This is a genomic window from Treponema sp. Marseille-Q4132, from assembly GCF_014334835.1.
Taxonomy (GTDB): Bacteria; Spirochaetota; Spirochaetia; order Treponematales; family Treponemataceae; genus Treponema_D; species Treponema_D paredis.
Window position 1 is genome coordinate 17,115 of record NZ_CP060591.1, and the last position, 12,609, is coordinate 29,723.

Annotated in this window: 12 protein-coding genes; 8 read left to right on the plus strand and 4 right to left on the minus strand. The window is 50.1% G+C overall.

Annotated features, from left to right (window positions below; genetic code table 11):
- Positions 1-65: 65 nt before the first annotated feature.
- Genes H9I35_RS00065 through hisH form a run of 4 tightly spaced genes read right to left on the minus strand, consistent with a single transcriptional unit; the run spans position 66 to position 3,224 of the window.
- Positions 66-818 (minus strand): acyl-[acyl-carrier-protein] thioesterase, encoded by a 753-nt coding sequence (locus H9I35_RS00065; protein WP_187419651.1) that lies wholly within the window; start codon positions 816-818, stop codon positions 66-68.
- Positions 819-838: 20 nt separating this feature from the next.
- A complete protein-coding gene (locus H9I35_RS00070) occupies positions 839-1,762 on the minus strand; it encodes a DUF2156 domain-containing protein (RefSeq protein ID WP_187419652.1) in 924 nt (307 codons plus the stop codon).
- Complete coding sequence (hisF, locus tag H9I35_RS00075) at positions 1,762-2,526, minus strand: imidazole glycerol phosphate synthase subunit HisF (RefSeq protein WP_187419653.1); 765 nt, start codon at positions 2,524-2,526, stop codon at positions 1,762-1,764. Before hisF ends, H9I35_RS00070 begins: the two co-directional genes overlap by 1 nt.
- Positions 2,520-3,224, minus strand: coding sequence for an imidazole glycerol phosphate synthase subunit HisH (gene hisH / locus H9I35_RS00080; RefSeq protein ID WP_252722675.1), 705 nt, complete (start codon positions 3,222-3,224; stop codon positions 2,520-2,522). The genes hisF and hisH overlap by 7 nt, the downstream gene beginning before the upstream one ends.
- Positions 3,225-3,343: 119 nt before the next feature.
- Here hisH and rpe point away from each other — a divergent pair, with 119 nt between their 5' ends.
- The 8 genes from rpe to H9I35_RS00120 all read left to right on the plus strand — a co-directional run bounded on the left by rpe (position 3,344) and on the right by H9I35_RS00120 (position 12,552).
- Positions 3,344-3,979, plus strand: a complete 636-nt coding sequence (gene rpe, locus H9I35_RS00085) for a ribulose-phosphate 3-epimerase (RefSeq protein WP_187419654.1) — start codon at positions 3,344-3,346, stop codon at positions 3,977-3,979.
- Entirely contained in the window at positions 3,976-4,848 is an 873-nt protein-coding gene (locus H9I35_RS00090; protein ID WP_187419655.1) for a tetratricopeptide repeat protein, read from the plus strand. The genes rpe and H9I35_RS00090 overlap by 4 nt, the downstream gene beginning before the upstream one ends.
- Positions 4,845-5,918, plus strand: a complete 1,074-nt coding sequence (locus H9I35_RS00095) for a hypothetical protein (RefSeq protein ID WP_187419656.1) — start codon at positions 4,845-4,847, stop codon at positions 5,916-5,918. The genes H9I35_RS00090 and H9I35_RS00095 overlap by 4 nt, the downstream gene beginning before the upstream one ends.
- A gap of 4 nt (positions 5,919-5,922) precedes the next feature.
- Complete coding sequence (locus H9I35_RS00100) at positions 5,923-7,029, plus strand: tetratricopeptide repeat protein (RefSeq protein ID WP_187419657.1); 1,107 nt, start codon at positions 5,923-5,925, stop codon at positions 7,027-7,029.
- A 166-nt stretch (positions 7,030-7,195) separates the two neighbouring features.
- Positions 7,196-8,401 (plus strand): recombinase RecA, encoded by a 1,206-nt coding sequence (gene recA, locus H9I35_RS00105; protein ID WP_187419658.1) that lies wholly within the window; start codon positions 7,196-7,198, stop codon positions 8,399-8,401.
- Positions 8,402-8,926: a 2-amino-4-hydroxy-6-hydroxymethyldihydropteridine diphosphokinase gene (gene folK / locus H9I35_RS00110; RefSeq protein ID WP_187419659.1), complete on the plus strand. Its 525-nt coding sequence runs from the start codon at positions 8,402-8,404 to the stop codon at positions 8,924-8,926. It abuts the gene before it with no gap.
- Between the two features lie 366 nt (positions 8,927-9,292).
- Positions 9,293-11,287, plus strand: a complete 1,995-nt coding sequence (locus H9I35_RS00115; RefSeq protein ID WP_187419660.1) for an AMP-dependent synthetase/ligase — start codon at positions 9,293-9,295, stop codon at positions 11,285-11,287.
- Positions 11,288-11,343: 56 nt separating this feature from the next.
- Positions 11,344-12,552: an AGE family epimerase/isomerase gene (locus tag H9I35_RS00120; RefSeq protein ID WP_215905296.1), complete on the plus strand. Its 1,209-nt coding sequence runs from the start codon at positions 11,344-11,346 to the stop codon at positions 12,550-12,552.
- Positions 12,553-12,609 lie beyond the last annotated feature (57 nt).

The following is a 12,609-nucleotide window of genomic DNA, read 5'->3' on the forward strand; positions in this document are numbered from 1 at the left end:
ATACGCTTGAATACGCTTTCCGCGGCGGACGGTATGTTTACGCTGTCCGCCGATTTTTTTGTTAATTAATAATACAGTTCGCTTTCAAAGCACGTCGATTTTTCATGTTTTCCGACGACGGTTATCTTTTTTGCATCATCGTCGAAAGCCGCGAACATCGTTATCGTGTCGCCTTTTTTCGCTTCGTGTGAATAATTCATGCGAAAATCGGTAAAGTTTTTTCGTTGGTATGCTTCGGGCAGGCAGTCGATCGCAAAAGCGCCGTAGCGGGAATTGTTCATGTGTCCGTTCGCGTCTATATCCGACCAGCAGATGGGCCGGCTCCCGCATTCGGCGATATTTTCGGGGATTGCGATTTTTCCCGGAGCCATACAGTCGTGCACTTCTTTGCGAATCGGTTCCGGCCGCAGTGTAAAATCTTTTGTGCGGATAATGCGGTGCGATGTATAATCGACGACGAGCCACGAACTCGAACCGCTTACGAGAGGCGTGCCGTCTTCGGCTTTTATTTCATATGCCCTTGTGAGCTGTAATGCTTCCGGTTTTTCTTCCCATGTCGCGATCGTGATGTGATCGTTCGCTTTCGGCATTTTATGAAAGCGGAAAGAGAGGCGCGAAAGTAAAATTGCATAATTGTGTTCGGCGAGAAATGTAAATGAAATGCCGCGCTCATAATAATCTTCAATCGCCGTATCGGATGTCAAGCGCAGCAGTTCGGAAAGATTCAGGTTTGAAAGCATATTGCATTGGCAAAACTGCAATTTCATTTCGCTGTAAAACGTTCCCCTATCGTCATGCCGCTGTGTGAATGTCGTCATGTTTTGCTTCCTTGAAAATTTTACTGTTCGGCTCTCCACTTTGCCAAAAGTATATCGGGGTGATACGAAAGTTTCGCTTTGCGCAATCCTTCAATTCCCAAATCTTCTTCCCGATTTAAATAATCGAATCGTATCATCGCTTTTGCCAATTCCCTGTTAATCACCGCATAGGCGCCGTCCCGATCGTATTCGGGAACGGCTTTTTCAAAGTGGACGTCTGCGGCATATCCCGTAATGGCCGAAGCGATTGTCATGGCGACCGGCTTTCCGTCGGCATATAAAATTCCGCCAGAAAGATTCAATTCATCGAAGAGATCGAGCGCTTCTTTAATAATTTCGAATTCGATTTCTTTGTCGTAGTCGCCGTCTCCGCCGTTTGCTTTAAACCACTCGTTTTCGACCGAAAGCGCATCGGGCGCAAGTTCTTTTGAAAGGGGGCGGTACTCCGTATCGGGGTGCTTTCTCATAAACTGCGAAATGTGATTTTTCTTTTTATGATATTTGCCGCCCGGAAGTTCGGCAAGAGATTTCGTTAAATACAGATAATCGCTGTCGGCTCTCCGCTCGGTAAAAGTAAAGCGGTTCGGCATCTTCGTTTCGAGATATAATTTTTGTCTGTCGGTAAGAAGCGGGAAGGCGAGCGGCATGCCGTTTTGTTCCGCGTCTTTTGTTAAAAAATCGATCGTTTTGCGCATGTCGCCCTTTCCGAGCGGAAAACCGTAGAGCGTCCGAGTCGATTCGATATCGCGTTCGCTCGCTTCGAGCGCACCGTATTTTCGCAAAACGTTTCCTCCGCAATAGCACACTTGCGTTTTATATTTTTTGCGGTATAAGATGATGTTTGCGTACGAATCGGTGCTGCTCATGAGGTCTTCTCCGCACGCCGCCAAAAATAATTGTTCGGCGTCCTCAGGAGTCGGTTCATGCCATCGAGGTGTGCTCATTATAACCTCACCGGAATATGCTGCGCGTCGAGTTCCTGTTTGATGCGGGCGATCGTATAGTTTCCCGAATGCACCATCGTTGCGATGAGCGCCGCGTCTGCTTTTCCTTCCGTAAACGCATCGGCGATGTGCTGCACGCATCCCGCGCCTCCCGATGCGATGACCGGAACGGAAACGCTTTCGGAAATCATGCGTGTGAGCGAAAGTTCGTAACCGTTTTGCACACCGTCGGTATCGATCGCGTTTAAAACGATTTCGCCCGCACCGAGCGAAACCGCTTTTTGCGCCCATTCTTTTGCATCCAAATCCGTTTTCGTCCTTCCGCCGTTGATGAATACGCGGTAACCGCTCGGCATCGCTTCATCGCGCGAAGCGTCCATGCCGAGTACGATACACTGGTTTCCGAAAACGCGTGCGCCTTCCCGGATAAGGTCGGGATTTTTTACCGCTTGGGAATTGAGACTCACTTTTTCGGCGCCTGCAAGGATCGTCGAGCGGATGTCGTCGATCGTCGCAAGACCTCCTCCGACACAAAAGGGAATAAACACTTCGTGTGCGACGCGTGCGACGAGGTCGAGTATGGGGCCTCTTTCGTTTGCGGACGCCATGATATCGTAAAAGACGAGTTCGTCCGCGCCTTGCCTCCAGTATTCTGCGGCCATCGTAACGGGGTCTCCGATATCGCGGTTGTTTTGAAATTTGATGCCCTTGGTCGTACGCCCGTCTTTGACGTCGAGGCAGACGATGATCCGTTTTTTCAGCATAGCGCATCTCCCTTTGCGCTTTTCGTGCGTAAATCCTTTGTATCGGGATGTGAAGCGCAGTACGCGTCTTTTCCGCGGCAGTAGTTTGCAAGGAGTCTAAGACCGTTCGCGCCCGATTTTTCAGGATGGAATTGAAAAGCCGCGACGCTGCCGCTTTCGACGACTGCGGGAACGATGCCGCCGTAGTTCGTATAAGCTTTGACGACGGACGGGTCTTCGCTCTGCATTACATAGGAGTGTACGAAATAAAAATCGGAGTGCTCTGCGACACCGTCAAAGAGGGGAGAAGAGCCGTTCGCGTACGTCAAATCGTTCCATCCCATGTGCGGCACTTTGAGGCAAAGCGTTTCGTCGTGCGATGCTCTCCACAGCGATGAAAATTTAATAATTTTCCCTTTGATGAGACCGAGACAGGCGGTATCCCCTTCTTCGGAGTAATCGAAGATGATCTGTGAGCCGAGACAGATACCGAGAAGCGGTTTGTGCGCAGCGCTCCAATCTTTTAAAAAAGAATCGAAGCCCGTGCGTGAAAGCTGTTCCATCGCATAAGCGGCTTCTCCGACTCCCGGAACGATGAGACGGCTGCAGCCGGCCAGTTCGTTCGGACTTTTGGAAACCGTAAACGGAAAGCCCAGCGATTCGAGCGCGTGTTCGACGCTTTTGATATTGCCTGCGTTGTAATCGACGATTCCGATCATAGGAGCATAGTAGTATGAACGGCGGATTTTGTAAATTACCTCGCATCGGCCGGTAAAATAATTATCGATATAATTATCGATAATAGACAGTTTACCCGTATTTCGGTATACTGAATAAAATGAGTACGATTAGGCTTTCTCCGTCGCTGCTTTCGGCAAATTTTGCGCATTTGGAAGCGGCGTTCAAATTGATCGAACAAAAACGCGCTTCTGCCGTGCATATCGACGTGATGGACGGAAGCTTTGTGCCCGAGATTTCGTACGGGCAGCCGGTTATCGCTTCTCTCAGACCGTGCACGAAGCTGCCTTTCGATGTGCATCTTATGGTTGAATATCCGGAAAGGCAAGTCGATTCTTTTGCCGATTGCGGCGCCGATTGGATCACCTTTCACTTCGAAGGGACGACTCACGTTCATCGCCTTGTCGAGCATATAAAATCGCTCGGTAAAAAGGCGGGTATCGCTTTCGTACCGTCGACGCCCGTTTCCGCACTTTCCGAAATTTTGCCTTTTATCGACCTCGTGCTCGTCATGACGGTAAATCCCGGCTTCGGCGGTCAAACTTTTATTCCGTCGTGCGTTCGCAAAATCGAAGAGCTCGCTGCAATCAAAAAAGAAAAAAATCTTTCATTCGATATTTCCGTCGACGGCGGCATCAATAAAACGACGGCGCCCCTGGTCATCGGTGCGGATGCCGATATCGTCGTGTCGGGATCCGCGTTTTTTAGAGGCGAGTTCGATTTGGAGTGTGTATGATTGCGAGCATAAAACGTTTTGCATCCGCATTTGCCGCTCTCGTTTTTTGCGCGGCGGCGCTTTTTCCCGCATCCCGTGAAGGGCATACCGCTTTCACTCAGGGCTGTACCGCATTTAAATCGGGCGATTGGTATTCGGCGATGATTTCGCTCCGTAAAGCGGCTGCCTATCCCGAAAACGATACGGGCGAAACGCGCTATATGCTCATCGCGGCGGAAATGTATACCGGCGCGTATGACGAAGCGCTTGCCGACTGCGATTATTATCTTAGGAATTTTCAGGGCGGTCCGTATGAATCCTATGTGCAGTATCAAAAAGGGCGCGCGTTTTGTTATCTCGGAGAATATGAAAAAGCGGTGTTGCTTTTAAGCGATTTTTGTCACCAATATGCCGATCACGAAATGTATGCATCGTCTCTCTTTTGGATCGCCGAATCGTTTTACGCCGGCTACAATTACGATGAAGCGCTTCCTTTGTATGAGCGCATCGTGCGTGAATTTTCATCCGATGCAAAAGCGAAAGCGGCCGAACAGCGCATCGAAGCGATCGCTCAGCGCGCGCGCGAAGAAAAATTATTGTACCTCCTGAAAAAAACGGGGGAAGCGTATTTGGCGGCGAAAGAAGATTACGAAAAGCAGCTGCACATGTACGATACGGTAAGCATCACTTCTTCCGGAAGCGAAAAAAAAGCGGCCGATCTGCAGAAAAAAAACGAAGCGCTTGCTGCGGAAAACGAACGCTTGTATGCCGAAGTTTCCGATTTGCAAAATAAACTTGCCGCCCAAAAAGCCGAAGTGAACGAACGCGTGCTCCGTCTCAAAGCGAAAGCGAGGGAAGCCGAAGCGCTGATGAGGGAGGGCGCACAGTGAAAAGACGATTTTTTTTACGCGGCGCCGTATTTGCCGTCTGCTTCATTGTATCGATGTCGGGAAATCTTTTTGCAAAAGAGGGGCCTGAAGCGAAGACCGTCACCGTATCTTCAGGGTGCGTCAAGCTCGTGCTTCGAGGCGAAAAGGGAACTTTTCAGATCTACGCCCGAAGCGCGGACGGAAAGGAAACGGCGGTTTTTTCGGGAGCGGATGCGTTTACATCTACCTATTTTTCGCTTTTTGCAGGAAAAAAAGAATATCGCTTAAGCGCAACCGGAGGAGGGGCAACCGGTGCGGCTCTGAGCTCCGACGGAGCGTCGCTCGTATACAAAATTAATAAAATTGCGGAAGTCGCGATCGATTTTTCGTTTGCGAAATCACCCGGAAGCGATATCGACGATATCGTAAAAGTGCGCGTCTCCGTCGTCAATAAGGGAAAAAAGCGCAACACATTCGCTCTCAAAGGCGTGTTCGACACGGTGCTCGGAGAAAAGACGCAAAAGCATTTTTCGACGGCAAATATACAATCGATCAATTCCGAAACGCAGTTTTACGATATGAGCGCATCTCGCTGGATTTTATCGCAAGGTTCGGAAGCTTCCGTGCAGTTTTTATTATACGGAGCGGATACGACAAAGATCGAATCGGCGACGCTCGGCAATAAGGATCTGCTTTCTCTTCCGATGCGGCGTCCTCTTTTCGTCCCCTCTCGCTCTTTCGACAGTGTGACTTCCTACAACAATTCCGCGCTCGCCGTACATTGGCCGGAAACGGCGCTCGAAAGCGGTGAGGAAGCGGCCGTCGTTTTTTATATCGCGCTTTCCGCCGACGGGAACCTGCCTAAAGGAAACGCTTATATCGCTTCTTTCGATAAATCGCTTCCGTCCGATAATGCGGAACCGAAGATTGCGGACGAGAAGACCGTTCCGGAATGGAAACTTAACCAAGCATACGTTACCTCTCTTTTGCAAAGAATACAAGCTTTGAGCGATTACGATGCGGACGCGGATGAACTTGCCGAGCTTAACGCCGAGCTCGATGTGATTCTCGCGCAGCTGAGGCGGCAGTAAGGCTATGCCGCGCGATGTTCTCGATGTCGCTTCCAAAATGCTCTCGCGCAGGGATTTTCCGTCTGCGATAAAACTCCTCGAAGGGCGGAGCGAAATCTACGAAGGCAATTTCGCTTATTATATTTTGCTCGCAAACGCCTGTCTCTATGCGGGGGACGCGGGTACGGCTTCGATGTATTATCAAAAAGCGCGGGAGATAAAACTCACCGATACTGCTTTGCTTTTGGGACAGGCCGCGCTTTTTTTACGCCGCGGCAATACCGACCGCGCGCTGCAGTATTATCTGGAAGTGCTCGACGGCGATCCTGAAAATAAGATCGCAAAAAAGGCGCTCGAATTTATCCGTACGCAGGGCGACTACGATACGATTTGCCGATGGATCGACAACGGAAAGATCGAACGGTTTTATCCGCCGATTTCCGCTCATTCGTGGAAGATTTTGGGGATCGCCGTTCCCGCGGCTGCCTGTGTTTTCGGCATTCTTTTTGCGTTGCTCATTATCCGATCTCCGCGAAGTCCTTCCGAAGGAGAGCGGGCGGATTTGTCGGCACTCGCACTTTCTTCCGACGAAGCGAAATACGCGCAGGAAAAGGATATGGCGTCTTCGGCCTATGCGTTTATCCTGTCGAATAAAGAGATAACCGAAAGCTATGCGCGCGCTCAGCGGTATTTTCAAGCCTACCGCGACAACGCGGCTCAGATCGAAATCAACAGAATTTTGCATTCGAACGCATCGCTTTCGATCAAACAAAAAGCGCGCATTTTGATGAGCTATCTTTCGCCGCCGACTTTCGACACGATCGCCGACAATCCCGCGTATGAAGATGCGGTGAAAAATCCCGTGCTCTACGAAGACTGTTATGCCGTCTGGTCGGGGCGCGTTTCAAATGCCGCCGTGCAGGGGACTTCATACCGTTTCGATTTGCTTGTCGGCTATGAAACGATGGAAAAAGTCGTCGGCATCGTGCCGGTGCAATTCCAATCCGATCCGGGGATTACGAGTTCGCTTCCGGTGAAAGTGCTCGGAAAGATCGTATTCGAAAACGGAAAGATGAATCTGGAAGGGCGGTCGGTGTATCAGAGCGTAAAAGATTTTCTTCAAACGCCGTAGGCTGCAGTTTTTTATGCGATTTCCGCGTAAAACGGCAAAGTTTCGGCGATATAATAGAGGGCAGCTCTAAAAAAATCGAGTCGATTTCGGGAGCGTGTCCGAGTTTTGCGGCACCCTGTTTTGTACGAAAACGGTGCGGAAAAAAATTGATAAAGGAAGGTGTACAATGGCAACGGCAGCTGTAAACCAGATGACGGATAAGTCGGAAAAATTAAAGGCTTTGGAAGCCGCACGGCTCCAGATCGAAAAGCAATACGGTGCGGGTTCTCTGATGAAGCTCGGCACGAAAGCGGACACTGCGGGTTTCGACGTAGTCCCCTCCGGTTCTATTTTGCTCGACGAAGCGCTCGGCATCGGCGGGTATCCTCGCGGGCGCATCATCGAAATGTACGGGCCTGAGTCTTCGGGAAAGACTACGCTCGCTCTCCACGCGATCGCCGAAGCGCAAAAGCTCGGCGGCATTGCCGCTTTTATCGACGCGGAGCACGCCCTCGATCCGCAGTATGCGAAAAGCCTCGGCGTCAATATCGACGATCTTTGGGTATCGCAGCCGGATACGGGAGAGCAGGCGCTTGAAATCGCCGAAGATTTGATCCGCTCAGGCGCGGTCGATATCATCGTCATAGACTCGGTTGCGGCTTTAACACCGCAGGCCGAAATCGAAGGCGATATGGGCGACAGCCACATGGGTTTGCAGGCGCGCCTCATGAGCCAAGCGCTCAGAAAGCTCACGGCTATCATCGGCAAGTCGAATGCGATCCTCGTTTTTATAAATCAAATCCGCATGAAGATCGGCGTCATGTTCGGAAATCCCGAAACGACGACGGGCGGCAATGCACTGAAATTTTATTCGTCGGTGCGTCTCGAAATCCGCCGTATCGAATCGATCGAAGGGAAGGGCGACGAAGAGGCGATGGGAAACCGCGTGCGCGTAAAAGTCGTCAAAAACAAAGTTGCTCCTCCGTTCCGCAAAGTCGAACTCGACATCTATTTCGGAAAAGGCGTGTCGGCGGCGGCGAGCCTGCTCGATTCCGCGGTAAAGCACGGCCTCATCGAAAAGAGAGGCGCGTGGTATTCGGCGGGAGAAGATAAAATCGGACAGGGAAAAGAAAACGCGGTGCAGTTCCTCGAAACGAATAAAGACTATGCCGCAAATATCGAAAAAAAATTGCGCGCCGAACTCTTTCCCGGACAAGCGCTCAAGATGAAAGACGGCGCGGCGAAGGGCGATGCGGGTAAAGTCGACGTAAAATCCGATGCGGTAAAACCCGCCGCACAAAAAACGGATGCTCGCCCTGCCGTCGATGCGAAAAAAAGCGACGGCGGAAAGACGGGTGCAAAACCCGCGGCGAACGAAGAGGAGCTTTTTTGATTGCGTGAAGCGACGCTCGGCATCGGCTCGAATATGCCGTACCGCTCCATGCCGCCGATCGATATCGTAAAGGCGGCTTGTGCGGAACTGCGTCCGCTTTTCGTTTCGTTTACCGCTTCTTCGATATATCGGACTCAGGCGCTTTACGTCGCCGATCAAAACGATTTTTACAATATGGTCGTGCAGGGCGCCGTCCGCGAAGGACTTACGCCGTACGCTCTCCTCGCAGAAATTCATAAAATAGAAGCGAAGTACGGACGCAACCGGAAAAAAGAAATACGCTTCGGACCTCGTTCCCTCGACATCGATATCGAACTTTTCGGCGATATGGAAATCGACGACGAAGCGCTTACGATCCCGCATCCGAGAATGCGCGAAAGAGCCTTTGTGCTTGTTCCGCTTTTCGAAATATTCAAGCGCCGAGAAAGCGAAAACGATGAAGCATCTCTTTTGATAAAAAAATACGGTGAAGATTTAAAGCGGCTTTCCGCACAACGCATAGAACGCTGTGCGGAAACAGTCTGAATTGTACGAAACGGTTTTGATCCGTGTTCATAAAAGCGCCGTGTCGAACAGCCGCTCCCCGCGTAAAGCGGGGTATGCGGTTTTAGATAATAGAAAAAAGTTTAATCAAATCCGATTTCGATCGCATTTTGCCGCACCGCTTGCAGCAAATGCGGAAAAAAATACGGTTTCCGATGTGCTTAGCAGGATAGTTTTGACAATCTATCTTGACACAATCTTGTGTTTTTGTCAAAATAAAAAAATCACACGAACGCGCTTTGCGGACGGCATATCCGTTCGGGCGCACGATTGGAAACTTTTTCGGAACTTGCACTTTGCTTGAAACTTTGTTGCAACTTTCTGCAAAATTTTTTATGGGAGTAACCGATGAACACGAGTAAAACGATTAAAAAAATAAAATCGCTTTTTGAAAAAGATGCGGCGGAAAAGCTGCCGCATAATATACCGCTTTTGCTTCGTTCCCGTGCGGAATCTTATCCCGACTATACGCTGCAGATCGTCAAAAACGAAGTCGGCGAATACGAGCACTACAGTTACAAGCGCGTTTATAACCGCGTCGTCGAAACGGCGTGTGCGCTGCAAAAGATCGGCGTAACGCGCGGTGCTTTTATCGGTCTTATGTGCGACAACCGTCGCGAATGGTTTATCCTCGATCACGCGATTTTGTCGCTCGGCGCAACCGATATTCCCCGCGGACTTGATTCGACGGGTACCGAAATGGCCTTCATTTTGAATTTCGTCAAATGCGAAATCTGTATTTTTGAAAATCAAAAGCAGCTGCAAAAACTTTTCGATTGCGGAGTTGAAGTACCGACGCTGAAGACGGTTATCCTCATCGATTCGCCTACGGACGATGAGATAAAAAAACAGGCGAAAGCGCGCGAAATCAAAATTTGGAAATACATCGATCTTGAAGACAAGGGGCGCCACGCTTCCGAAAAAGAGCGGAAAGCGGTCGAAGCGGAAATGGATAAAACGGGCGCCGATGAAACGGCGACGATCATCTTTACGTCGGGGACGACAGGGACTCCCAAAGGCGTTATGCTTACGCACGACAATTACATCGCGCAGTGCGAAGTGGTAAAGCTTGCCCTTCCGACGACCAGGGACGAAGACATTTGGCTGTCGGTGCTTCCGGTGTGGCACAGTTTTGAACGCGCATTTCAGTATTTTGTCGTCGCGCTCAAAAGCAGTATCGCGTATTCGAAACCGTCGGCGGCTATCATGCTTTCCGATATGGCGAAAGTTCATCCGACGTGGATGTGCGGCGTACCGCGCTTGTGGGAATCGCTTGCAAACGGCATTTTCCGTCAGATGAAAAAAGAAAACAGCGTAACGCAGTTTTCTTTCAACTTTGCGATCAAAATCGGCAAAGCGTTTTCATGGGCGAGCGACCGCGTGAGGGGCCGCGTGTGCCGCTACAGAAACAGTACGCGCATCTTCGACGTTTTATACGGCATCGTTCCGTTCATTCTGCTCGCTCCGTGGTACGGGATTTGCAAAATCGTCGTATTTAAAAAAATCCGCGCGGTACTCGGCGGCCGCATGGTCGCGGCGATTTCCGGAGGAGGAGCGCTCCAAAGCGATATCGATTCGTTCTATCACGCGATCGGTTTCAATCTGCTCGAAGGCTACGGCATTACCGAAGCGGCTCCCGTTCTTTCGGTGCGCAATCCTTTAAAGCCGCGCTCGGGCTGCGTCGGCGTAGTATTCCCTGCGGCCGAAGTGCGCGTCGTTTCGATCAACGAAGACGGCTCGCTCGGTACCGAAGCGCTTCCGCCCGGTAAAAAAGGCATCGTCGAAGCGAGAGGTCGCCAAATCATGAAAGGCTACTACGAGCGTCCCGATTTGACGGCTCAGGTTATCGATAAAGACGGATGGCTCAACACGGGCGACATCGGCATGATGACGCAGGACAACGAAATCAAAATCACCGGCCGTGCGAAGGATACGATCGTATTGCTCGGCGGAGAAAATATCGAACCTGCGGTCATCGAAGCCTCTCTTTTGAACAGCCCCTACATCGAACGCGTTATGATCGTCGGGCAGGATAAAAAATATATCGCAGCTCTCATCGTTCCGGCAAAAGAGGTGCTCACCGAATGGGCGAACACCTCTCTTGTCATGTACAGTTCGTGGGAAAGCCTTCTCGAATCGAACGAAGTACAGATGTTTTTCCGCGAAGAGATCGAACGCCGCGTGAACGAAAAGACGGGCTTCCGTACCTGTGAGCGTATCAACCGTTTTGTGCTGCTTCCGAACAGCTTTGAAGCCGGAAAAGAAGTCAACGCAAAAGGTGAAATGATGCGCTATAAGATCACGAAGATCTACGCAAAGGAAATCAAGTCGCTTTTTTCATAATAGATTCGATTCTGTAATTTTTATGAGCGGCTCTGCCGCCCGAGGCGGATAGTGCCGTGACAAAACGTATAACGAATAAATTTTCTCCCGCAGTTCTCGCGGCCGAATACAAAGATGCTCTCGTAAACGATGTGCTTACATTTTGGATTTCGCACGGTATCGATAAAACATACGGCGGCATCTATACGGGACTCGACCGCAAAGGAAACATCATCGAAACGGATAAATCGATATGGTTTCAGGGGCGCGCGCTGTGGACATTTGCACGCGCGTATGAAATGCTTGCTTTGCGCGGAGAAATACATGAAGAATATATCGATGCGTGCCGTTCGCTTTCTGATTTTATCGAACGTTTCGGCACGGATAAAAGCGACGGGCGTATGTATTTCCGCGTTGCAAAAGACGGAAAGCCCGTCATAAAACGGATCCGCTATTATTTCAGCGAAACCTTTGCCGCGATCGGTTTTGCGGCTTTTGCGCGTGCGGTAAAAAACGCGGATTATGAAAAAAAAGCGTTTTCCTATTTCAATAAAATCGAAGCGATAAAAAAAAGCGGTGCTCTCGTCCCGAAGTTCGATGCGAAAACGCGGTCCTCACGTTCTTTCGGCGAGCCGATGATTTTGCTCAATACGCTTTCCGAACTCCGTCTCGCATCGAATGCAAAAAAATCGTTTTGTGAAAAAAAAATCGATGCGCTTTTAAAAGAGATTCAAACGTATTTTATCCGTCCCGATTTGCAGGCGGTGCTCGAACAGTGCGCACCTGACGGAAGCGTGCAGAGCGAACACTTCGAAGGCAGATTGCTCAATCCCGGACACGCGATCGAAGGCGCGTGGTTTATCATGAAAGAGGGGATTTTGCGCGGCGACGAAAATCTTAAAGCGCTCGGCGTCCGAATGTTCGACTGGATGTGGACTCGCGGTTGGGATAAAAAATACGGAGGCATCATCTACTTCCGCGACATCGAGGGAAAGAGCGGCAACGAATATTGGCACGATATGAAATTCTGGTGGCCGCAGTGCGAAGCTTTGATCGCATCGCTGTACGCGTATAAGATCACCGGAGACGCCGAATATCGAAAGCGCTTTGTCCTCGTTCATAATTATTTTCACGAGCGTTTTCCGGACGAAAAATACGGCGAATGTTTCGGCTATTTTCACCGCGACGGCACGCTTTCCACCGACGTCAAAGGCAATATGTATAAGGGACCCTTCCACATTCCTCGTATGTATATGGAGTGCATGGAGCTTCTCGAAACGATATAAATTCTTTGCATATGTTTTTATGCATTTTTTGCGATTTCTGAGGATTCATAAAGAGTA

Excerpts from the sequence above, each read along its gene's own strand:
- hisF (WP_187419653.1), bottom strand. The coding sequence starts at position 2,526 with ATGCTGAAAAAACGGATCATCGTCTGCCTCGACGTCAAAGACGGGCGT.
- H9I35_RS00090 (WP_187419655.1), top strand. The coding sequence starts at position 3,976 with ATGATTGCGAGCATAAAACGTTTTGCATCCGCATTTGCCGCTCTCGTT.
- H9I35_RS00115 (WP_187419660.1), top strand. The coding sequence starts at position 9,293 with ATGAACACGAGTAAAACGATTAAAAAAATAAAATCGCTTTTTGAAAAA.
- rpe (WP_187419654.1), top strand. The coding sequence starts at position 3,344 with ATGAGTACGATTAGGCTTTCTCCGTCGCTGCTTTCGGCAAATTTTGCG.
- H9I35_RS00065 (WP_187419651.1), bottom strand. The coding sequence starts at position 818 with ATGACGACATTCACACAGCGGCATGACGATAGGGGAACGTTTTACAGC.
- H9I35_RS00100 (WP_187419657.1), top strand. The coding sequence starts at position 5,923 with ATGCCGCGCGATGTTCTCGATGTCGCTTCCAAAATGCTCTCGCGCAGG.
- H9I35_RS00070 (WP_187419652.1), bottom strand. The coding sequence starts at position 1,762 with ATGAGCACACCTCGATGGCATGAACCGACTCCTGAGGACGCCGAACAA.
- hisH (WP_252722675.1), bottom strand. The coding sequence starts at position 3,224 with ATGATCGGAATCGTCGATTACAACGCAGGCAATATCAAAAGCGTCGAA.
- recA (WP_187419658.1), top strand. The coding sequence starts at position 7,196 with ATGGCAACGGCAGCTGTAAACCAGATGACGGATAAGTCGGAAAAATTA.